The organism is Acidipila sp. EB88, assembly GCF_003858395.1.
Classification (GTDB): domain Bacteria; phylum Acidobacteriota; class Terriglobia; order Terriglobales; family Acidobacteriaceae; genus EB88.
The window spans coordinates 2,850,636-2,872,602 of sequence record NZ_QWEV01000005.1 but is presented as its reverse complement, the minus strand read 5'-3'; the positions used below and the strand labels follow the sequence as shown (position 1 = coordinate 2,872,602).

The 21,967-nt window shown below is 61.4% G+C and carries 21 protein-coding genes and 1 pseudogene; 14 read left to right on the top strand and 8 right to left on the bottom strand.

Annotated features, from left to right (window positions below; all coding sequences use genetic code 11):
• Nucleotides 1–346 precede the first annotated feature (346 nt).
• From D1Y84_RS12475 to D1Y84_RS12450, 6 genes are all read left to right on the top strand, one after another.
• The gene (locus D1Y84_RS12475; protein ID WP_124848991.1) at nt 347–811 is read left to right on the top strand and encodes a phage terminase small subunit P27 family; all 465 of its coding nucleotides are present in this window, start codon (nt 347–349) and stop codon (nt 809–811) included.
• Nucleotides 801–2,477 carry a terminase large subunit gene (locus tag D1Y84_RS12470; protein WP_158615452.1) on the top strand — a complete coding sequence of 559 codons (1,677 nt, stop codon included), beginning with the start codon at nt 801–803 and terminating at the stop codon, nt 2,475–2,477. The genes D1Y84_RS12475 and D1Y84_RS12470 overlap by 11 nt, the downstream gene beginning before the upstream one ends.
• Nucleotides 2,478–2,490: 13 nt before the next feature.
• On the top strand, nt 2,491–4,116 hold the full coding sequence (locus D1Y84_RS12465) for a phage portal protein (protein WP_124848989.1): 1,626 nt from the start codon (nt 2,491–2,493) through the stop codon (nt 4,114–4,116).
• Entirely contained in the window at nt 4,100–4,825 is a 726-nt protein-coding gene (locus D1Y84_RS12460; protein ID WP_124848988.1) for an HK97 family phage prohead protease, read from the top strand. Before D1Y84_RS12465 ends, D1Y84_RS12460 begins: the two co-directional genes overlap by 17 nt.
• A 141-nt stretch (nt 4,826–4,966) precedes the next feature.
• Entirely contained in the window at nt 4,967–6,148 is a 1,182-nt protein-coding gene (locus D1Y84_RS12455) for a phage major capsid protein (protein ID WP_124848987.1), read from the top strand.
• A 42-nt stretch (nt 6,149–6,190) separates the two neighbouring features.
• Nucleotides 6,191–6,862, top strand: coding sequence for a head-tail connector protein (locus D1Y84_RS12450; protein WP_124848986.1), 672 nt, complete (start codon nt 6,191–6,193; stop codon nt 6,860–6,862).
• A 50-nt stretch (nt 6,863–6,912) separates the two neighbouring features.
• On the opposite strand, the gene D1Y84_RS12445 is transcribed toward D1Y84_RS12450, so the two are convergent.
• Nucleotides 6,913–7,128 (bottom strand): hypothetical protein, encoded by a 216-nt coding sequence (locus D1Y84_RS12445; RefSeq protein ID WP_124848985.1) that lies wholly within the window; start codon nt 7,126–7,128, stop codon nt 6,913–6,915.
• A gap of 32 nt (nt 7,129–7,160) precedes the next feature.
• On the bottom strand, nt 7,161–7,430 hold the full coding sequence (locus tag D1Y84_RS12440) for a hypothetical protein (RefSeq protein WP_124848984.1): 270 nt from the start codon (nt 7,428–7,430) through the stop codon (nt 7,161–7,163).
• Between the two features lie 731 nt (nt 7,431–8,161).
• On the opposite strand from D1Y84_RS12440, the gene D1Y84_RS17970 reads away from it, so the two are divergent.
• Together D1Y84_RS17970 and D1Y84_RS12435 are read left to right on the top strand one after the other, a co-directional pair.
• Nucleotides 8,162–8,308 (top strand): hypothetical protein, encoded by a 147-nt coding sequence (locus D1Y84_RS17970; protein ID WP_158615451.1) that lies wholly within the window; start codon nt 8,162–8,164, stop codon nt 8,306–8,308.
• A gap of 653 nt (nt 8,309–8,961) precedes the next feature.
• Nucleotides 8,962–9,710, top strand: a pseudogene (locus D1Y84_RS12435) (SDR family NAD(P)-dependent oxidoreductase).
• A 182-nt stretch (nt 9,711–9,892) separates the two neighbouring features.
• Here D1Y84_RS12435 and D1Y84_RS12430 read toward each other — a convergent pair.
• A complete protein-coding gene (locus D1Y84_RS12430) occupies nt 9,893–10,354 on the bottom strand; it encodes an HNH endonuclease (RefSeq protein WP_124848983.1) in 462 nt (153 codons plus the stop codon).
• A 3-nt stretch (nt 10,355–10,357) separates the two neighbouring features.
• On the bottom strand, nt 10,358–11,491 hold the full coding sequence (locus tag D1Y84_RS12425; RefSeq protein ID WP_370245766.1) for a UDP-glucose--hexose-1-phosphate uridylyltransferase: 1,134 nt from the start codon (nt 11,489–11,491) through the stop codon (nt 10,358–10,360).
• Nucleotides 11,492–11,787: 296 nt separating this feature from the next.
• Between D1Y84_RS12425 and D1Y84_RS12420 the strand changes: the two genes are divergently transcribed.
• Complete coding sequence (locus D1Y84_RS12420; protein ID WP_124848982.1) at nt 11,788–12,402, top strand: DUF4254 domain-containing protein; 615 nt, start codon at nt 11,788–11,790, stop codon at nt 12,400–12,402.
• A gap of 348 nt (nt 12,403–12,750) precedes the next feature.
• Here D1Y84_RS12420 and D1Y84_RS17965 read toward each other — a convergent pair whose 3' ends face one another.
• A complete protein-coding gene (locus D1Y84_RS17965) occupies nt 12,751–13,020 on the bottom strand; it encodes a hypothetical protein (RefSeq protein WP_158615450.1) in 270 nt (89 codons plus the stop codon).
• Here D1Y84_RS17965 and D1Y84_RS17960 point away from each other — a divergent pair.
• From D1Y84_RS17960 to D1Y84_RS12400, 4 genes are all read left to right on the top strand, one after another.
• Nucleotides 12,931–13,197 (top strand): tetratricopeptide repeat protein, encoded by a 267-nt coding sequence (locus D1Y84_RS17960; RefSeq protein ID WP_370245809.1) that lies wholly within the window; start codon nt 12,931–12,933, stop codon nt 13,195–13,197. The genes D1Y84_RS17965 and D1Y84_RS17960 overlap by 90 nt on opposite strands.
• Nucleotides 13,198–13,257: 60 nt before the next feature.
• Complete coding sequence (gene yvcK, locus D1Y84_RS12410) at nt 13,258–14,358, top strand: uridine diphosphate-N-acetylglucosamine-binding protein YvcK (RefSeq protein ID WP_124848981.1); 1,101 nt, start codon at nt 13,258–13,260, stop codon at nt 14,356–14,358.
• An 89-nt stretch (nt 14,359–14,447) separates the two neighbouring features.
• On the top strand, nt 14,448–15,014 hold the full coding sequence (locus D1Y84_RS12405) for a TetR/AcrR family transcriptional regulator (RefSeq protein WP_124848980.1): 567 nt from the start codon (nt 14,448–14,450) through the stop codon (nt 15,012–15,014).
• Between the two features lie 75 nt (nt 15,015–15,089).
• Entirely contained in the window at nt 15,090–16,001 is a 912-nt protein-coding gene (locus tag D1Y84_RS12400; protein WP_124848979.1) for an SDR family NAD(P)-dependent oxidoreductase, read from the top strand.
• A gap of 174 nt (nt 16,002–16,175) precedes the next feature.
• On the opposite strand, the gene D1Y84_RS12395 is transcribed toward D1Y84_RS12400, so the two are convergent.
• Entirely contained in the window at nt 16,176–17,174 is a 999-nt protein-coding gene (locus tag D1Y84_RS12395) for a manganese catalase family protein (RefSeq protein WP_124848978.1), read from the bottom strand.
• A 318-nt stretch (nt 17,175–17,492) separates the two neighbouring features.
• The gene (gene rlmN / locus D1Y84_RS12390; protein ID WP_124848977.1) at nt 17,493–18,749 is read right to left on the bottom strand and encodes a 23S rRNA (adenine(2503)-C(2))-methyltransferase RlmN; all 1,257 of its coding nucleotides are present in this window, start codon (nt 18,747–18,749) and stop codon (nt 17,493–17,495) included.
• 79 nt (nt 18,750–18,828) lie between these two features.
• Between rlmN and D1Y84_RS12385 the strand changes: the two genes are divergently transcribed.
• Nucleotides 18,829–20,130, top strand: a complete 1,302-nt coding sequence (locus tag D1Y84_RS12385) for a pitrilysin family protein (RefSeq protein ID WP_124848976.1) — start codon at nt 18,829–18,831, stop codon at nt 20,128–20,130.
• Nucleotides 20,131–20,273: 143 nt separating this feature from the next.
• Here D1Y84_RS12385 and D1Y84_RS12380 read toward each other — a convergent pair whose 3' ends face one another.
• The gene (locus D1Y84_RS12380; protein WP_124848975.1) at nt 20,274–21,806 is read right to left on the bottom strand and encodes an HD-GYP domain-containing protein; all 1,533 of its coding nucleotides are present in this window, start codon (nt 21,804–21,806) and stop codon (nt 20,274–20,276) included.
• Nucleotides 21,807–21,967: the final 161 nt, after the last annotated feature.

Sequence of the window (21,967 nt, the reverse complement as noted above, 5' to 3'; positions counted from 1 at the left end):
GGACCTGTGACTAACCCAGGTCCAGTCATGCTCGCTTAGTTTTCATACAAATACGACTCGCGAACCGACGCTCACCACCTCCGCAGGGACTGCCCAACGAGGGAATGGGGTATAGCCCCTCTAATCCCTTCATTCAAAAGGAGTTAGGGACCGACGGGGTAAGCGAAAAAACACACTTTCCAAAATGAAGAAAATGAAGGGTCCATGGGTTAAATTCAGCCCGTCGGTCTTCCATTTTCTGTATACGAGGTGGCACCTAGTCTGCCTCAAGGAACTCGCTGCGAACCGCAGCCGCTCTACCTGATTCCTTAAGTCTACTCTCCGCACCCTGCCAACAAAGGAAATTATGCCTGGACGCAAAAGAAAACCCGTGCCTACTGCTACACCCAGCACCCCATCCTGCCCATCCTGGTTGACCAAGGACGCGAAGAAGGAATGGCGTCGTATTACCCCTCAACTCGCCTCTAGAGGTGTCCTAGAACTATGCGATCTTGCCCAACTTGCTGCCTATTGTGAGTGCTTTTCAAGATGGCAGGACGCAGAAAAGCTCGTGGACCTTCACGGAATCGTCATGGAGGTCAAACAGTTCTCCCGCACAGGCGAACTCCTGGGAACGGTTCTCAAGCGCAATCCCGCAAGCATCGCTGCCTCAGGTGCCCTGAAGGATATGTCACGGCTGGCGGGTTCGTTCGGCTTTGATCCCGCGTCCCGTACCAAACTCGCGCAAGAGGCACCTGCTCCTGAGGATGACGTATCGCGCTTTTTAACTCCCCCGGACGATGACGAAGAAGAGACAGAGGATGACGATTAAAGCCGATGGCAGAGCAGATGAATACATCAGGAAAGCAGTAAGCGGCGAGATCGTTGTCTCGCGGTGGGTGAAGATGACCTGCGAACGGCACCTGAGAGACCTGGAGGACGGCCATCTCCGCAACCTCCGCTTCAGTCCAGCCAGAGCACAGCACGTAATCAACTTCATCGAAGGTCTTTGCAAGCACTCAGACGGAGCCTATGCGGGGCGCGCATTCATTTTGCAGGACTGGCAAGTGGCTTGCCTGTCCATTTTGTTTGGATGGCTCAAGGCAGACACCAAGTATCGACGCTTCAGGTACGCGTTTCTTGAGTTAGCTCGCGGGTCAGGCAAGTCAACGCTCGCTTCCGCTATCGCGCTGTATCTTTTGATTGCAGACGGGGAGCCATCGGCCCATGTCTTCTGCGTCGCAACCAAAATGGACCAAGCGAAGGTGACCTTCGGCCAAGCCGAAAAGATGGTCAGCCAGAGTCCTACGCTTCGCAAGCGTCTCAAGAGTCAGAGAAACCTTCTCAGCTACCCGGCGAATGGTAGCAAGTTCCAGCCTCTGTCTTCCGACGCTTCATCTTTGGACGGACTCTCGCCATCAGGTTGCATTATCGATGAACTCCACGCCCACAAGGACCGACGCGTTTATGACAAGCTCGTTACTGCCTTAGGAAAAAGGCGTCAACCCCTCTTGGCGATTACGACTACTAGTGGCTTTGATCGGCTCAGTCTCTGCTACGAACTTCACACCTACTCAGAGCGGGTTCTGACATCCGTGATAACGGGCGATGACGCTTGGTTCTCCTGGATCGCAGGACTCTCGGAGGACGACGACCCTTTTGACGAGGCAAACTGGCCCAAGGCGAACCCCGGGCTGGGGCAGACGGTTCAATGGGATGAGCTAAGGAGTGAAGCCAACAAAGCCCGCGAGTCTCCGTCTTATTTGAACGCGTTCCTTACCCTCCGCCTTAATTTTTGGACAAAAACACATTCCGTGTGGATGCCTCTCGATAAATGGGACGCTTGTGACACTCCCGTAGACATCGAAAAGCTGAAGGGCAGAAAGTGTTTCGCTGGACTGGATCTCAGCACACTCTTCGACCTGTCCGCGTTCGTCTTGGTATTCCCGCCGATTCCAGAAGACCCGCACTACTACGTTCTGCCCTACTTCTGGGTACCAAAGGACAACATCCGCAAGCGGTCACTAGAAGACAAGGTTCCTTATGAGGTATGGCATAGGCAAGGCTTGCTGTTTGCCACGGACGGCGACGTGATCGATTACGATGCCATCCGCTTGAAGATTCAGGAACTCGGCAAGGTCTTCAACATCGCAGAGATCGCCTTCGATAGATGGAACGCCACACAGATCACCACCCAGCTAGCAGGCGACAACTTCGAGATGTGCAAGTTCGGGCAGGGGTTCGCCAGTATGGGAGCACCAACCAAGCGACTCCTGGAGATTGTTGTCTCCGGGCAGCTTGCTCACGGCGGTAACCCTATCTTGCGCTGGATGGCAGGCAATGCCGTTGCGAAGACAGACCCCTCCGCAAATATGAAGCTCGATAAAAGTAAAAGCGCAGAGAAGATCGACGGCTTGGTAGCGGCGATCATGGCCCTCGATAGAGCAGAAGTCCACCAACCCAAACCCACAATAACTCCCAGCATTCACGTCTGGTAGAGATCGGCTACGAATGAGTTTCTTTTCTCGATTTAAAGATGCCTTCCTGGAGAAGCGTTCAAACTCTCTGGAGAATGCGGCAGTATCCCTCGCATCCCCTGGTGCATGGGCATGGCTCTCAGGCGGCGATTCTACCGCGTCCGGGGAGATCGTCAACGAACTGGTAGCCCTGCAGCAAACGACGGTTTTCGCCGCCGTCTCGCTCATCGCTCAGAGCGTGGCTTCCCTGCCCCTCATCACGTATGAGAAGACGGAGAAGGGCAAGCGCGAAGCTACAGACTCACCTTTGTACTCGCTCCTTCGCTACAGTCCTTCGCCCGAGACGAATTCTCAGAACTTCTGGGAAGCTTTTGTTGGATCGGTAGCTTTAAACGGAAATGGCTATGCTGAGATCCAGCGCGACGGTGCGGGCGACCCCATCGCCTTGTGGAATCTAAACGCCAGTCTCACTGCTCCAGTCCGCAAGAACGGCTTGCTCGCATACGAAACTTCGGACGGCATGCCCAATGGTGAAAAGCGGATGATAAGCGCAGCGAACATGCTGCATGTTCCCTACTTCACTTTGGACGGCATCCTGGGCCTTAACCCCGTGTCACACAATCGGCAGATGCTGGGGCTTGCGGCGGCGACAACCAAGTTCGGCGCTAGGTTCTTCGGCAGCGGTGCACGGCCTGGGGGTGTGCTGTCCGTAGAGACTCCTTTGACGGATGAGCAGATGGCCAGTTCTCGTGACAGTTGGCAATCTGCTCAGGGTGGGGCTAACTCTGGGAAGGTAGCGATCCTTCAAGGCGGCTGGAAGTATGAACCCCTGAGCTTGTCGCCAGACGATTCGCAATTTTTGCAGACGCAGCAGTACACCCGAGAGCAGATTGCGGCGCTCTGGCACGTTCCCGTCCATCTTTTAGGCGACACGTCACGGCTCAGTAATGCGACCGCATCCCAGCAGAATCTTTCCTTCGTGACAGGCTGCCTGCGTCACTTCATGCAGAAGATCGAGAGTGCGATTCAGCACAAGCTACTCAATTCCCATGGGCAGGCTAGCGACATTTTCTGCAAGTTCGATGTAACGGAACTGTTGAGAGGCGACCCCGCAGAAACGAACGCTGCTCTAAGCACGGCCCGGCAGTGGGGATATATGACCGCTAACGAAAGCCGCGCTGTCATTGGCCTTGATCCCGTACCAGAGGGGAACGTGCTTCTCTACCCATTAAACATGGGTAACAGCATTCATCTGCTCAAGGAACCGACAGAGGACGAACCAACAGCAGCCAGCCTGGGCAGCCTACGGACTTCCTTCCATCGGTTGTTCGCAGATGGCGTCCGCAAGACTTGCCATCGTCAGCAGAGAGACCTGAAGGCAGTGACAAGCAACTTCCGCGTGCTACTTGAGGGAATTGCAGAGTGTGCGGTGGACTCGACTCGCTCCAAGCTCGACGCAGACCTACAGCATGATTCCACCAAGGTCATCGAAGCCTTCCTCACCAAGCTCACTGAGCGTTCTGCCAAGTGGACCACTGAGGAAGCCGACGCCATTACGGCAGCGGAACTAGACAAGGCAGTTCGCGCCTTCGCATACGACGCCCACAAAGGCGCAACCACACACCTGATACAGAAAGAGCTAAATGACCAAGCATCGTAAACCTGGACACACCATTGAAGTACGTTCTGCCGTAGAAGAAGTTCGCGTGGCAGGAGACGGCAAGACCATCGAAGGGTATGCAGTTGTGTTTGGTAAACCCTCCTGCGACATGGGCTTTATCGAGTACATCGCCCCTAATTGCTTCCGTGATTCCATCGCAGCGAACGATGTTCGTTTGCTTCGTGAACACGATGCCAAGCTTCTGCTAGCCCGTACATCCTCAAAGACACTCACCTTGTCAGAAGACTCCCACGGCCTGAAGTTCCATGCCACTCTGCCCAATAGCCCCATCGGAGCAGACACGGCAGAACTACTCACTCGGGGCGACCTGTCCGGTATGTCCTTCGGCTTTAATCCCATCCAGCAAGCCTGGAGCAAAGAGGGAAATAAAGCGAAGCGAACAATCACAAGGGCCTCTTTGGCAGAGGTAAGCATAGTTTCGAACCCAGCGTATGAATCCAGCACAGTGAATCTCCGCTCATGCCCTGATGAGCTTCGAAGCCTGCTCACACGCGACTTGGACGATGACGCAGACTGCGATTGCGACTGCTCCGAATGCCTGGGCGGCAATTGCGCGGACTGCTCGAACGCGGACTGTGACGATTCCAATTGCATCGGCTGCCCTGAGCAGTCGGAAGCTCGCGCCCTAACCCCTGAACCTGAAGATGTCGCCCGCTACATGCGCCTTCAGCTTGCCCTCCGCTCCTAAGTAATCCACCCACAACCCTGGCAGACAGAACGGGCCTTCACAGGCTTGCGTTAAATCGCGCCCATTTTGCCTGCCTGCAGGATCTCCCGGCCCGGGTCGGTGGACGCCCTGCGCCCAAATTCAAAACGAAAAGAGAACACAATGGAAACTCTCAAGGCACTCAAAGACAAGCGTAACAAGCTGATGACCGACGCACAGAAGCTCATCCTTACCAACCCCAGCACCGAGCAGCGGAGCCAGTTCGACACGATGATGGCGGACGTGGACACCCTGGAGCAGGACATCGCCCGCGTGGAACGCGTCTCGAAGTTCGAAGAAGAACAGCGTGCAGCGGGTCGCCCGCCTCGTGCTGGCTTCGAGACTGCGAACACAGAGAAGACGGCAGAGCGCCGTGCTTTCGAGCAGTACCTGAAGTTCGGCGTGATCGACGCTGAGAACCTGCGTGAGCAGCGTGACCTTACGACTGGCAACACGGGTCAGCTTATCTCTCAGGACATGCTGCCTCAGTTGATCGAAGCGCAGAAGGCTTGGGGCATGCTCACCACGGCGGTCGGTCAGAAGAAGACCGCCAACGGTGAACCGATGAAGGTTGCCCTGGTCAATGACGTGGCAAACGTCTCGACGGTGATTGGCGAAGCGGTTCAGGTGAGTGAAGTTGACCCTGCGTTTTCGGGCTTCATCAACAACGTGGACTTCATGACCACGGGTGTTATTAAAGTGAGCTTGGCAGAACTGCAGGACAGTGCGTTCGATCTCGATAGCTGGATTCGTTCGGCGTTCGGCAAGCGCATTGCGCGTGGTCTGGCAAAGGCAATTGTTACTGGCACGTCCAGCGGCAACTTCCAGTCCATCATCACCACGGCAGAGACAGGCGCGACTTCGGCTGCTCCTGCGTCGGTCGGCTATGCGGACTTCGCGGCGCTGTACTCTGCCTTGGACCCGGCCTACATGGGCGGCGCTTCGTGGGTCATGAACTCCACGGTTCGTGGTGGTCTGCTCGGCGTGCTGGATGGTTTTGGCCGTCCGCTGTTCGTTCCCTCGGTCAACACTGATTCGCTCGATACCATCCTGGGCAAGTCGGTTGTGATCTCCCAGTACCACCCGAACGCTACGGCGGGCGCGGTAGGTGCTGTGCAGTTCGGCAGCCTTACCGATGGCTACATCCTGAGAAGCGCGGGTGATGTCTCCATCCTGCGCCTGAACGAACGCTATGCGGACACGGGCGAAGTGGGCTTCATCGGCTATCACCGCAACTCTGGCTTTGCCACGGTTGCTGATACCGGCATCGCTCCCATCCTGAACCTCGTGCAGCACTCTGCTTAATCGATTGGGGCAGCTTAACGGCTGCCCCTCTCCTGGAGACCCATGCTCAATTACCAGCTAGTGACACCACCGACTGTAGAGCCGGTGACCCTTGAACTCGCCAAGGCTCATCTGCGAGTAGACATCACGGACGATGACACGCTCATCACTGCCTACATCTCGGCAGCGCGGCAGTATGCCGAACGGCTCACGAACCGCGCCTTCTTTAATCAAACTTGGCGGTTGTCCCTGGACCACTTCCCTGTCTACCGATGCGGCGGAACTCTGCCCACTCGCGGACGGGATGACTTCTACTCAGGTGCCTACTACAACGAGCTTGCTATTCGGCTGCCCATTCCAAGGTGCCAGAGCGTCGCGAGCATCACCTACCTGGACGTGGCAGGAGTTCAGCAAACCCTGAGCCCTTCTGCCTACTACGTGGACACCACGAGTCAACCCGCTCGCATAGTGCCCCTTCCTGGTGCGTTCTGGCCCTACACGCAGGACTACCTGCCTGGGTCGGTGCAGGTCACCTACGTGGCAGGAAGCTACGGCGACGGTGCGACGGTGAACACCTGTCCGCAGTCGGTTGTGCTGGCAATCCTGATGCTCGTGGGACACTTCTACGACAACAGGAACGCCACAAGCGAAGTGATCCTTAGGGAGCCGCCGTTCGCGGTGCAGGCTTTGCTGAACTCGGAGAAGTTCGTTTCGTTCAGCTTCGGTAATAACTAAGAAACCCCGCCTTCCTTTTCGGATGAGCGGGGTCTTTTTTTGTCTCTGGGCTAGAGGCCAGTCATATCCTTTTCTATCGCAGCTTGCTCCTCTGGGGTGGTGTAGCTTTCGGCCCTCACCTCGTTCAGCTTTGTTTGAATGGCATACTTCGAAGGATTTTTGATGTCTCGTTGTAAGAAGTGCAGAAGAGTTTTCATGATAGGCACGATCTCGTTGTCTTGAAGTCTGGCCCGCTTAATGGCATCTAGTATTTGCGTATTTGACATCGTTCACACCTCCAAACACTTGTGGTTCATGCCTATCCCCTTCTGTACGGCGCATTGCGCTCCTTATCGTCGCGTATCTGCGCCGTGCGGAGCCTCGCGAACAAAATGTAGGCATCCTGCATATCAGAATCCTCATAAGGAACGTCAGCATTCGGCCCCATCATCTTCCGTTCGTAAGCCCTGATGCTGGAGTCGCATATTTCAAGGTTGTGGCCTTCGGAGAATCCTGTAAGGTCCGCAAGATGCTCGCCTATGGGCAGAGTGTGGTGGATGTTGTCAGAGAAGGGGTTCATGGCGGGCATTAGTGTCTCCAAGTGGTTCAGATTTGCTTGCAAGCCAAATCTACATGCCCCGTGTAAGAAGGTGGAGCACTATCTACATCGCAAGCACACTTTAGTGCAAAAAGTCAACAAACCTAGAGTGTTACCGTTTCATCCCCGACTCACCCGATAGAAGATCGTCCTGGCCAGACTGATGCAATCCCCAATGGCGTACGCAAGACGGGGCGAGGACTTGCCAATGTCCGGCTCACAAGCAAGGCGCACGGCGGCAATGATGCAGGCTCCGATAACGATGGTGGACACGAAACGATCTTGCACCCGTGTTTCGGGCTCGGGGCTGGGGTGGCTGGCCATGAAGTGCAGAATACCCGATAGGCGAACATAAAGCGAAGGTGTATATTCTGGCCATGGCCTTCCATGGTGCCCCTTGTCGCAGCCTGCTCATCGTCCACTGCAAAGGATGCCAAAGACCCATTGCGGCTGGTGTCGCCTCTGTCCCTGACAATGCCGTAGTGGTCGCCTGCACCTTGTGCGGGGAGCGTCGGCAGTACCGACCTTCTGAGGTCTACGAGGGCAGGGTGGCTTTTGAGTTGATTCAGGGTGGCAAGCGGTGATCCGCCCATAACAGTACCTTGGGGTGGAATGCAACTAGCATGTGCCGATGGTCATGTAGCGCCACCACACCATAGTTTGTAGGCTGCTCTCAGACACTCCATGGACGCATCGCGCCGAGTGTCTTACAAGGAGCAGCCATGTCCGATTCGAAGGCTCACAAACGACCAAGGGAGAACAGTACCGCCGAGATCCTGGGTGGAGTGGCGCTCTGCCTTGGAGCAGGCGTCCCTTACCTACACGCCTTGGGCAAGCTCGTGCACTCGATCTGGCCACACATGCACTAGTGGCAGCCCGCAACATATAAGGATGATGGTGCCGGGACTAAATGGCTGTTTTGATGGCTGTTGGTTCCTGCTTCTGGTGCAGCGCGGTGCAACTCAGAACAACGCAGATTCCCACAACTTCTTTGTTTTCATCGGTGCTTAGAGAGGATTGCGCACCATTGCGCATCCTTGCGCAGTACTTGAACGCACTTTTAATGCATGGGTCCTGGGTTCGAGCCCCAGCGAGCTCACCACACATCCCCGCCCCACCCAAACATCTCCACCCTCCGCGACGGCCTGCCAACCCAGGTGCTGCACTGCCCAGGCGCGCACTCAGTCCTCGTGCGACCCGCGCTCGTGCCTGCCCTTGACGAACCGCTTCCCCTGCTTCTTCATCTTGACCCGCCCACATCCCGGGCAGCGAAACTTCCGCTTCCCGTGGTAGATATGCCCCTTCAACTCCGCCATCGCAACACGGCACCGCTTACACGTCACACGCCCTCTGCTCGCTTCGCCTAACCATCCCTACCACGCACTCTACGCCGACCAGCACCCACCTGCAGCAACCCGGCCGCACCTCACGTTTCACATACCGCTTGAATCCATGGACGCCCACCCTCATCTCTTTCGATGAACGTCAAACTATCGACACCATCTGAAGGGGTAACATCGGTATGGCAAAGTTGACAGGCAAGGTAGCAGTGGTCACGGGCGCGTCCAAGGGTATCGGCGCGGCCATCGCAAAACGTCTCGCAAGCGACGGCGCTTCCGTCGTAGTGAACTACGCGAGCGACAAGGCAGGCGCGGACAAGGTAGCCAGCGAGATCCAGGCATCGGGCGGCACCGCTCTCGTAGTCGGCGGCAGCGTAGCCGATAAAAGCGCGGTCGACGCTCTCTTCCAGGCGACAAAGGACAAATTCGGCAAGGTCGACATCCTGGTCAACAACGCCGGTGTCTTCGCCATGGCCCCGCTCGGGCCATCGATGAAAAGAGTATCGACTGGATGTTCGGCGTCAACGTCAAGGGCCTGCTCTTCGCCTCGCAGGCGGCCCTGCCCCTGTTCCCGGCCGAGGGTGGCAGCATCATCAACGTCGGCTCGGTCGTCAGCGAGCTCGCCCCTGCCGCCTCGGCGGTCTACAGCGGCACCAAGGGCGCAGTCGACACCATCACCAAGGTGCTGGCCAGCGAGCTCGGTCCTCGCAGGATCCGCGTCAACGCGGTCAACCCGGGCATGGTCGAAACCGAAGGCGCCATCGCCGGCGGCTTCATCGGTTCAGAGTTCGAAAAGGCCGCTATCCAGCGCACCCCGCTCGGACGCACCGGCCTGCCAACTGACATCGCTGACGTCGTCAGCCTCCTGGCCTCGGACGATGCCGGCTGGCTCAGCGGTTCCCTGCTGCAGGCCGCCGGCGGCTACCGCTAAAACGGACCCAAGCGCCCAGGCACACCCGTAGCAAAGAGGCGGCAGCCACGCTCAGTCGGCGCGGAGCCGCCTCGTGTCGTTCATGCAGGGCTGAAGACCGCGCCCGGACTCCGAACCTCGCGCCTAGGCCCAGGCACACCGACTCGAACCAGGCCGATCCCCCAGGCGGATCACCGGGCCAATTACCAGGAGCCACCCTGGCCCGGCAAAAGCCCATCACAACCCCGCCGGCAGGTCTGCGTTGCACGTCCGCTCCGCAGCGAAGCTTCCAGCCGCATCGGGTGAATCCACCCCGCGCACACAACGCACCGCCGGCTCTCGAACAACGCCAGGTCCACCGGCCGGATGCGCGGCCACTCCGCAGCCAGCATGTTCCATCGCAGCATCTCCGCAAGCCCCGGCAGTGCGTGCCCCTTGCGCTGGTTGCACCCCGCGCACGCCAGCACCCAGTTTCGATGGTGGTCTGCGCCACCCAGTGCCCGCGGCACAAAGTGGTCCACCGTGGCGTCGCCCGGCAGCGCCGCAGCCCCGGGCCTGCGCAGCCGCACCGGCGCAACGCAGTAAAAGCAGCACCCACCCTGCACCGCATGCAGCTCGGCCCGGCGCTCGGCAGCGCTCGGGCCCATGCGTGACAGCGTAGACAAGCCCTACCGCGCCTCGGCTGCCGGGCCCTGGCTCTTGTGCTTGGTAAAGTGCACCCCGGACACAGCCCGCAACCGCTCCGCCGCACCCTCCGCCGTGATGTCCCGTTGCGGCATGCCCAGCATCTCGAAGCCCACCATGAACTTCTTCACCGTTGCCGAGCGCAGCAGCGGCGGATAAAAATGCGCATGCCACTGGAACCCCGGGTGCTCCGCCCCATCGCACGGCGCTCCATGAAAGCCCATCGTGTACGGAAAGCTCGTCTCGAACAGGTTGTCGTACCGGATTGCGATCTGCTGGAGGATGTCCGCCAGTCCCGCCTTTTGCGCTGGCGAAAACGCCTGGAGGCTTGCCACTTCGGTCCGCGGCAGCACCAGCGTCTCAAACGGCCACACCGCCCACCAGGGCACCACGCACAAAAACGCGTCGTTCTCGCAAACGATGCGCGCCTTCTGTTCCGCTTCCAGCGCCACGTAGTCCAGCAGCAGCGAGCGCCCATGCTCCGCAAAGTACTCGGCCTGCGCCACCGCCTCCTTCGCCGGCTCATCTGGCACATGTGCCGTCGCCCAGATCTGCCCATGCGGGTGCGGATTGCTCGCCCCCATCATTGCGCCGCGATTTTCAAAGATCTGCACATACCGGATGTTTGGATCAGCGCTCAGCTCCAGGTCCTGTCCCACCCACGCATCTACGACCCGTTCCACGTCCCCGCGCTCCATGCGCGCCAGTGTCAGTGAGTGGTCCGGATGAAAGCACAGCACCCGGCAGCGTCCGCTCTCCGGCTCACCGCGCAGCAGCGGCGAGGGCGTAGGCATCGCCGCTGGCGCCTCCGGCAGGATCGCCGCATAGTCGTTGTCAAACACGTACACGTGCTCATAGTTCGGCGTCTGCGCGCCGCCCGCCCGCGGGTTGCCGGGGCACAGGTAGCAGGCTGGGTCATGGTGCACCGTGCCGAACGCCGCCACGGTGCCCACCTCCCCCTGCCACGGCCGCTGCGTGCGCTGCGGCGACACCAGCACCCATTGCTGGGCAAGCGGGTTGTAGCGACGATGCGGGGAGGTCAACGGGGTAAACCCGCCGGGCGTGATTGCTGCGGAAGTGGTTGCTGCTGCGGAAGAAGCTGCTGCTGAATCGGACACTTTCTCTCCTCACAAACCGTTCGCGACCCGCACGGGCGATGCCGACCCCGCCATTTCCGGCGAGAGCTGCCGAGCGATCCCGCCTGTTCTACAACGCCGAACCCACCACGCCTGTCCGGATCCACAATCCAGTCGCGATCCAGCCGTCGGCACCCGATCCACCCAGGGCGTGCTGGCCTCACGCTGGCCCCATGCTGATCCATGTTGGCCCATGGAAACGAGCTCGATTTTGCTCCGGGCGCAAGCCAGCCTTATTCTAACCATTGCGCCCTGACCATCGGTCCCTTTCCTCCCGCATGCCCCTGCCGCTTCTGCCCTCCATTCCGGCGCTTCACGACCAGGCCACGCTGCTCTGGCATCAGGACGCCCACGCCCAGCCCCCGGCCGCCTCACCGGTCGAGCAGGCCATCCTTGCGCAGCACCGCGCCAACTACGAGCTCTGGCACATCGAAGACGCGGCGCGCACCCCCGGCATAGACGACGCCACCCTGGCTCGCACCAAGCGCCACATCGACCGTGTCAACCAGCAGCGCAACGACCTCGCCGAGCAGTGCGACGCTCTGCTGTTGGCCCTGCTGGCTCCGCACGCCCTGCCCCATGCCGGAGCCGAGCTCCACTCCGAAAGCCCCGGTCTCATGATCGATCGCCTCTCCATCCTGGCGCTGAAGCTTTTCCACACCCGCGAAGAAGTCGAGCGTGTGGTAGCGCCGTCCGGGCACGCCGCACGCAACAGCGAGCGGCTCGGCATCCTGCTGGAGCAGCGCGCCGACCTCGACGCGGCCCTGCAGCGGCTATGGCGCCGCGTGCTCGCCTCGGAGCGCAGCTTCAAACACTACCGGCAGCTCAAGATGTACAACGACCCCACCCTGAATCCAGCGGTTTATCGCGCCCCGGGGCCGATCGGGACGTAGCGCGGTTCCGGGTACCGGGTTCCGGAAATCGTGCTCGGCGCACGCCACTTCAGCCGCCCCGGAATGCTCTGACAGGTCTGTTTCAGGACCCACGGCATCCCCCAAAAGTTGACTGTGCGCTCGCGGCTGCGTATAAAACGAGGCAACCGGATCGTGTTGAGGGGTGCATCCCTGGCTACCTTGTTGATTGCGGCACTCTCCCCTGTGCGTCGCATCCGGAACTGCAAGGAGACACAAGGCCGCCCGCATGGCAAAATCGCAAGCTACCCCGAAGACGCTGGCTGCTAAAGTTCGCCCCATCACCAACAACGCCCAGAAGGAAGCCCTCGGCATCTACACCGCTGCGCTTCAGTCCATGCAGTCCGGCCACTTCGAGAAAGCGCTCGAAGCCTTCGAATCGCTCGATGCCAGCTGCCCCCGGAGATCCTCGAGCGGGTCCGCGTCTACCAGAAAGCCTGCGAGCGCGAGCTGGAGCGCCAGAAAACCCAGCTTCAGTTCGAATCCACCTCCGAGCAGTACGACTACGCCATCGCCTGCATCAACAACGGCGACTTTGAAGAAGCCCGCGAACAGTTCGAAGCCATCCTGGAACGCGACGACACAGCCGACTACGTGCATTACGGACTGGCCATGCTGCACAGCATGACCAACCAGGCCGAGGGCTCGCTGCACCACCTCCAGCGCGCCATCGAGCTCAACCCGCACAACCGCATCCTGGCCCGCTCCGACGTGGACTTCCGCCAGATGGCCGACGACCCCCGCTTCACCGAGCTCCTCTACCCGGAAGCGATGTAGTCTCGCTTCCGCCGCCGCATCTGCCGCTATCCCGGCACCCGTTTCTCGCAAGCATCGCCCATGGCTGAGCTTCTTCTTCCCGAGTCCGCGACGTCGCTTCCGTCCCACCACGCGCCTGCATTGCTGCGTGTCGTCGCCATGGGTGGCGGCACCGGGCTGTCCACCCTGCTCCGCGGCTTCAAGCACTTTGCGGCCTCGGCCACCACGGGCGCCGCCGGCCATGGCGACTGCGACCCGGCGACCTGCCTGATCTCGGACCTCGCCGCCGTAGTCACCGTCACCGATGATGGAGGCTCCTCCGGCCGCCTCCGCAAGGACTTCAAAATGCTCCCGCCCGGCGACCTGCGCAACTGCATGGTCGCCCTCTCCGAGGATGAGCAGCTGCTCTCCCGCCTCTTCCGGCATCGCTTCCGCTCCGGTGGCGAGCTCGAGGGTCACGCCTTCGGCAACCTCTTCGTCGCCGCCCTGCTCGAAATCACCGGCGACTTCGCCCAGGCCATCAAGCTCGCCGCCGAGGTACTTGCCACCCGCGGCCGCATCTACCCGGCCACCAACGTCAACGTCAATCTCGCTGCCCGCATGAACACCGGCGAGATCATCCGCGGCGAAACCCTGATCACCAGCTCCAAGTCACGCATCGTCGAGCTCATGCTGGAGCCCGCGCACGCAGCGCCGCTGCCGGAGACCCTGGAAGCCATTGCCGCTGCCGACCTCATCACCCTCGGCCCCGGCTCGCTCTTCACCAGCGTCATCACCAACCTGCTGGTCGCCGGCATCCCCGAGGCGCTGGCCACCGCGCACGCCACTCGCGTGTATGTCTGCAACCTCATGACGCAGGGCAACGAAAGCCTCTATCTCTCCGCCTCGCAGCACATCGAGCGCATGTACGAGCACGTCAAGGCCCCGTTTATCGACTACGCTCTGGTCAACATCGCCCCCGTCTCGCCCGCCATCCGCGAGCGCTACGTGGCCGAGGGCGCCGACGTGATCCACGCGGACATCGAACGCATCGAGGCCATGGGCATCCGCTGCATCACCGGTGCTTTCGCCGCTGAGGGCGACGTGCTCCGCCACGACGCCGACCTGGTTGCCCGCACTGCGCTGCGCCTCGCCCTCGCTGACCGCGCCGCCGCCCATCGCGGCTCCGTGCAAACGCAATAATCCCGAGGCGGTCCGCAACCCGCTCGTTCTTTCCCTGCACGCCCCCCCTGATGTTGACTGACTAGACGGTTATCTACTACGATCCTGCTATGCCCAGGGCCAGGAGCGACGACAAGCGCAGCGCCATCCTCGCCGCCGCAACCCACCTGATCGTGGCCCAGGGGCTCGGCGCGCCCACCATGGGCATTGCCCGGCAAGCCGGCATCCCCAACGGCTCGCTGTTTACGTACTTCCCCACCAAGGCGGCGCTCTTCAACCAGCTTTACCTCGAGCTCAAGCAGGAAATGGCCGCCGCCGCCACCGCCAACGTAGAGCAAAGCGACTTCTCCCGCGAACACTTCTTCCAGATCTGGCACAACTGGATGCACTGGGCGGTCGCCTTTCCTGAAAAGCGCAAAGCTCTGACCCAGCTCGACGTCTCCGACGCGATCACGCCCGAGACCCGTGCTGCCGCGCACAGGGCTATGCGTCCGCTTGGCGCGTTGATCGAACACTGTCGCGCAGCGGGCCCCATGAGCAAGGTGCCGGCCGGCTTCGTTGCAATGCTGCTCAACGCTGCGGCGGACGCGACCATGGTCTTTATGACGCAGGACCCGAAGCACGCCCGCAGGCACTGCAAAGACGGCTTCGATGCCGCGTGGCGCATGCTGTCCTGATTTTTTTGAACGCTTCCATAACTGTCTAGCCAGTCACTAAAAACAAGAACACACGAGGCCTCAATGCAAAGCAATATGGAAAACAAAGCCTACATTCTCACCGGCCCCACCTCCGGCGCTGGCCGCGCGACCGCTCTCTCCCTGGCCACCGCCGGCACCCTGGTCCTGGTCGGCCGCAACCGCGACAAGCTTGCCGAAACGGCAGGAGCAGTGGAGCGCCTGGGAGGCAAGGCAGTGCCCATCCTCTGCGACATGTCCGACCTCGGCAGCGTGCGACGCGCCGCTGACGCGATCGTTGCCCTCGATCTCCGGCTCATAGGCCTGCTCAACAACGCCGGCATCCAGAACCCGCACAACGCCGCCACTGCCGACGGTTGGGACAACACCTTTGTGACCAATCATCTCGGGCCCTTCGCGTTCACGCAGGCCTTGCTGCCGCACCTCGACGACGGTGCGTGTGTACTCTTTGTCGGCTCCGCCACGGAAGACCCCGAGCGCAAGCCTGCCGTGCGTGCCGGCTTCCGCGGGAGCCGCTATCTCTCGGCTGCCGCCAGCCTGCGCGGCGAGTGGGTACCCGGCGGTTCCAGCAAACCCGGGATGGATGCGTATGCCACCTCGAAGCAGTGCAACATCGTCACGGCCATGGCGCTTGCGCGAGAAAACCCCCGGCTGCATATCCATGCCATCGAGCCCGGCATCATGATCGCGACCGGCCTCCACGCCCACATGAGCGCGTCCCGCAGGATCCTTGCGTCGGTGCTGGTCCCACTCTTGATGCCCTTCGTAAAAGTGCTCAGCACCCCCGGGCGAGCCGCTCGCGTCTTCACCAGGATCCTGACCGATGCCTCCGCGACGACGGCGTGCTACTACGATCAGGACGGCAACCCGATGCAGGGTTCTACGTTCGTACGCGACCGCGCCTTCCAGGACCGCGTCGTCGCTGAGACCCGTGCCCTGCTGGCGGAGCTTGACGCCGGAGCGAGGTGAACCATGCGCAGATCCGCCAGGAGGCATGCACAGCGACCACCGCCTCTTGCACCCGGCAGCACTCCTGCAAAACAGAAAGCGGGTGATCCGATCAGTCCGTTAAGACTGATCGAATCACCCGCTTCTGCACCACGTTATCCGTCTGGAGCAAACCTCACAACGACTTACCGAGAACTAAGTCGTTTTGCGGCCTTCCTGCGCTGAGGCGCCGGGGCTGTCCGGCGTGCTGCCCTGGAACCGCGAGTGCAATCCGTCCCCAGGCTGCAGGGGCGAAATGCCACCCTTCTTCATCAACTGCGCCGCAATCTCGTACAGCTCCTCCGGCGCGTAATCCGGCGAGAACAACGAGGCCGATCCCGAGATCACCGGGCCTTCCGCCGCGTAGTCCGGAGTCCCCTTGATCACTTCAAGCTCTTCGCCATCCGCCCAGTCTGCGGGTCCCGACCACACACCCGAAACGTCCGCATAGTCTTCTTCCGACCACGTGTACAGCTTGCGGTGGCTGCCGATCTCCATCCATTTACGCGCTTCCGGGATCTTCGCGTCATCCAGGTTCGGTGTCGGCAACATCTTCGTCACTTCCACACCCGTCGCCTTGCGCAGAGCCAGCGCATACGCCGCCTGGTGCACGCCACCGCGCACCATCAGGTAGCCGATCACGTCACGCGCCGCCTGATTGGTTGTCATCTGGTAGCAGCGATGCTTGTGCATGCGCGCGCCGGTCTCGAGAAAGAAGTTGTGCAGCAGGTCGGCCACGAGATTGCCGCTCGAGAACACGTGCTCGCCGCTCCAGAAATGGCCCATCGAGTCCATCACCTGGTGTCCGCCGCCGCCCACGATCGTGTGGTGCGTATTGCGCAGATCGGCCGCGGCCTTCAGCGGCGCGTCTACCGGCTCGCCTTCCGGCACCGAGCCTTCCAGCATCAGGTTGATCGCCGTCGTCACCAACTCAACGTGGCCAAGCTCTTCCGCCGTGATGCTCGCTACCAGGTCATAAAAAGGCTTGAGCTTCTTCTTTTCCTTAAAGCCGAACGACTGGTGCAGGTAGTTGTTCAGCGTCGACATCTCGCCGAACTTGCCGCCCAACAGTTCCTGGATAGCAGCGGCGCCGTTCGGGTCTGGATTGGTCGGCTTCTTGAGCGGAATGAGCAGCTTTTCTGAGCGCAGGAACATGGATTCTCTTTTCTGTGTCTGGAGCAGTTTCGGAGAAGCTGCCCAGCGCGCGGCAGCTCAAATGCTTGAGGTCGACCCTCGCAGACGATATTTCGACTGGATTCGTATCGACCTGGTGTCTACGGGGGTGTGATGCGGGTGAGTTGGCGCTGAGGGAGCAATCTCGAAGCAATTGTCCCCATGTTTGCGCAATCAAAAATGGCTCGTAACAGGCTGGTAAATAGATCGGGCAAGTGGCCGCTTCGTTAGGTGCCGCACAGACCTGCAGGTAGACCGGGGCGCACGAAGGAGACGGCGCCGGCGGCTCACAGGTCGCAGCTAAGTCGTTGTGCGCTTCAACTGTCCACACGCCGCGTAGATGTCGCGGCCTCTGGGCCGGCGAATGTACGCCGTCACGCCACGCGCGATCAACCGCTTCTGGAATGCATCCACCGCGGTCTGCTCAGGCTGCGCATACGGCACATCGGGTCCCGGGTTCCACACGATCAGGTTCACGTACGCCGGAAAGCCCGCACCACGCACCAGCGCGATTACCTCATCGGCGTGCTGAAGCTGGTCGTTCACTCCGCCCAGCAGCACGTATTCAAACGTGATCTTCTCCCGCGGCCCCAGCGGCACCGCGCGCACCGCGTCGATCACAGCCTCGGTGTTCCACTTGCGCGTGATCGGCATCACCGCTTCGCGCACCGTGTCGTTTGAAGCATTCAGGGAGATCGCCAGCCTCGGCCGCACCGGCTCCTGCGCAAAGCGCACGATCCCCGGCACGATGCCCGAGGTCGAGACCGTCATTCGCGAAGGCTGCAGCTGCACCGGCCCGGTCAGCAGCCGGAACGCCGCGATCCACGCGTCGTAGTTCAGGAACGGCTCGCCCATCCCCATGAACACCAGGTTGATGCGGTCACGCCCCAGGTGCACACCCTGCCGCTTCAGCACCGCCACCACCTGCCCGGCGATCTCGCCTGCCGAGAGGTTGCGCACAATGCCCATCTTGGCCGTGAGACAAAACTGGCAGTTCACCGCGCAGCCAATCTGCGACGACACGCAGATCGTCGCCCTTCGCTGCGGCGCACTTGTCCCTCGCGAGTCAGCCCCGCGTGTATCGCTCCCGCGCGCACCGGCCACGCGCGTGTCCGCCGGCCCTGTATCTCCAGCGTCGCTCGTACCTTCCGCGCCTTCAATCGTCGTCTCGGCCCCATCGCCGCCCGGCATCCACACGGTTTCCACCGTCTGCCCGTCCAGCCCCGCGATCAGGTACCGCTCGGTCCCATCTACAGACCGGTACGTCTCCTTGATCTCCGGCAATCCAACCGAATAGCCAGCCTCGGCAAGCTGCTCGCGGAACCGCAGCGGCAGCGTTGCAATCTCGTCCAACGAGCCGACCCACTGCCGATACAGCGCGTGCTCAAGCTGCTGCGCCCGGTAACGCGCGCCGCCAAACTCCGCTGCCACCTCGGCCAGCGCCGCGGCCTCCATGCCAAACAGTGGCTTCCGTTCCGCCGCAGGCACGGCACGAGCGGCGCTCTGGGGCGCGGCGTCTACAATGGGGAAGGCCCCGTTCTGGAGTGTGGGCTGCATCTTCGGTATCTCTCAGGATAGCGCAAGATCCCCCTCGGAACCGGCCCCTGAACCGATCCGGAAGCGAACCTAGGAGCGCATGACAGAAAACACGCAAGCCATCTCCATCGCGCCTGAGCGCGATATCCGCCGCACCACCCTGCCCAACGGCATGGTCATCCTCACGGAACAGATGCCTCACCTGCGCTCCGTCGCCATGGGCGCCTGGATCTCCGCCGGCTCGCGCCACGAAGCGCCCGAACACAACGGCATCTCGCACTTTACCGAGCACATGGTCTTCAAGGGCACAAAGCATCGCAACGCCCTGCAGATCGCCCGCGAAGTCGATGCCATCGGGGGCAATCTCGACGCATTCACCGGCAAGGAAACCGTCTGCTTCAACATGAAGGTCCTTGACGAGCACACCCCGCGCGCGCTCGACATCCTTTCCGATCTCGTCATGAACCCGACCTTCGCCGAAGAAGAAGTGCGCCGCGAACGTGGTGTCATCCTCGAAGAGATCAAGATGGACGAGGACAATCCCGACTACCTCGTCCACGAGATCTTTACGCAAAGCTTCTGGCAGGGTCACGGTCTCGGCAAGCCCATCCTCGGCACCGAAAAGACCGTCAGCTCGTTTGAGCGCTCCACCCTGCTCGACTTCTACAACGACCGGTTCCACGGCGGCAACATCGTGTTCTCCGCTGCCGGCCACATCGATCACGACCGGTTCGTCGCCATGGTGACCGATCGCTTTGCCGCCCTGCCGGCCGGCAAATCCCTGCAGGTCGAAGCCCCGCCCAAGACCGCCGCCAAGATCATCCTGCGCAATAAGAAGTCTCTCGAGCAGGTCCAGCTCTGCCTCGGCGTGCCCGCCCCGCCGCTGGCCGACGAGTCTCGCTACGACACCCTGCTGCTCAACACCATCCTCGGCGGCGGCATGAGCTCACGCCTCTTCCAGACGGTGCGCGAAGAGCATGGCCTCGCCTACTCCATCTACTCCGACCTCAGCCCCTACCGCGACACCGGCTCGCTCTGCGTCTTTGCCGGCACCTCTGCCGACAAGGCCTTGCGCCTCATCGAGCTGGTGATGCACGAGCTGCGTCGCATCAAGGAGCACCCCGTCGAGGCCGACGAGCTCCGCCGCGCCAAGGACCAGCTCAAGGGCAACCTCCTGCTTTCGCTCGAAAGCTCCGGCTCCCGCATGTCCAACCTCGCCCGTCAGCAGATGTACTTCGACCACTTCTCCGGCCCGCAGGAGATTCTCGACCGCGTGGAATCCGTCAAGGTCGAGAGCATGCAGGCAATGGCCCAGAAGCTCTTCCACACCGAGCGCTTCGCCCTCACCATGCTCGGCCCGCTGGCCGGCCTCAAGGTCGAACGCGAACACCTCGCCTGTTAGCGACAGTCCTCACACCTACCTAAAAGCTGAGCCGCGATCCGGGAGCCATCCCCACACGCGGCTCAGTGTCGTCCGCGATGAGCAGCAGGGTCGCGTCCCGCCATTAACCAGCCGCCGGAGGCCGGGGCGTCACTGCGCCAGAGTTACCTGCTCTGCGGCCGCATCGGCATGCCCGCCCCGCGCACACTTTCGCGCGCTGCACGGTCTCCCGCCATCATGCCCACCGCCGAATCCTCCGTCATGCTCGCCGTCAGGCTCAAGCCCATCTGCGAGCCCAGGCTTGGGCCACGCCCGGCCTGCAGCAGCACCGCCCGCAACGCCTCGTAGCACTCCCCGTCCAGCCGCCCTGGCACATCCCGCTCCATGATCATCGCGATCTCGCGCGGCTCCATCGCTGCGCGGTATGGCCGGTGTTCCGCCAGTGCTCCGTATACATCCGCAACCGCTACCAGGCGCGAATCCAGCGACAACTCGCTTGCGCTCAGCCCGAACGGGTACCCCGAGCCGTCCAGCCGCTCATGGTGCTCCCCGGCAATCGTCGCCATGCACCCAAACATTCCTACGCGGCTCAAAATGTCTCGGCCCATCTGCGGATGCGCCTTGACCACCTCGAACTCTTCCGCAGACAGCCGCCCGGGCTTATCCAGGATCGAGTTCGGCACGCACAGCTTGCCAATGTCATGCAGCAACGCCGCTCGCCGCAGCATCTCGATCCTCGGCTCCGGCAGACGCATCATCCGGGCCATCACGGTCGCCACGTCGGCCACTCCCTGCGAGTGGTAAAAGGTAAACGGCGACTTCGCATCCACCACCTCGGCAAACGCCTCGCAGATCACGTCCACCTCGCGCGCCTGCAAAGGCACCTGGTTGTCCGGTTCCAGGTCCAGCACCACCCGATGCGCCTCGTCCAGGTCGTCGCTCGGCATGCACTGGCCCCACAGAGTCCGCGCATTGTGCAGGCTCAGCGCCACCTTCACGATCGTCGGGTCAAACCAGTTGCCGGAGCGTGCCACCATCACGTCGATCGCTGCCTGCGGTCCGCGGCACATGCAGAACGCGTCCAGATGCTGCGCTACGCCCATCAGCCGTGCCACCAGCGGGATCGCCTCACCCTTGAGCCCGTCCGGGTAGCCACCGCCGTCCCAGTGCTCGTCCAGGCAGCGCACCGCCCGGGCGATCCGCTCGGGCATGCCGATCTTGCGCACAATGCTGGCGCCCCGGTCGCAGCGCAGCCGGATCAGTTCACGGTTGTTCTTGTGTTGGTCCGCCGCCATACGCAGAATGCGGCTGGTCCTGCGGAACGGTCCTGCATCCGGCAGCACGTGCCGCCACAGCATCTGCACCGCCGCCAGGTCCGGCTTCAGCGGCTGCCGCCAGTTCGCCAGCTTCGCGCCCGCCTTGACCGCGCGGTCGTCCCCTCCGATGATCTGGCACATCCGCGCCGCATTGCTTGAGCAGCCCACATCCTTCAGCAACACCGCGAAATACAGGTCGCCCAGCAGCGCCGCATGTAGCTGCATGGCTTCGGCAATGCGCCGCGCCAGGATGCAGCTCCGGATCGCGTGCCCGGGCACCGCGCCTTCTGTTAGGTCCAGCGCAAACGACAAGGCCGAGATGATTTCGTGCAGAAGCGACGCCCTGTGCGTCCCCCTCCCGGCAGTTGGACCCTGATCCATGCTTGACTCCTTCAACCATCACGCACCGGTCCGTAGTGAAGACTAAACGTAAAACCCCGGCGCGCTCGCCGTCCGTTTGAGCGCAGACACGGCATGGTCACGGAAGTTCCACATGGCCGTTACCTTTAGGGGATCCGCACCGGGCCGCCGGGTGGGGTCCC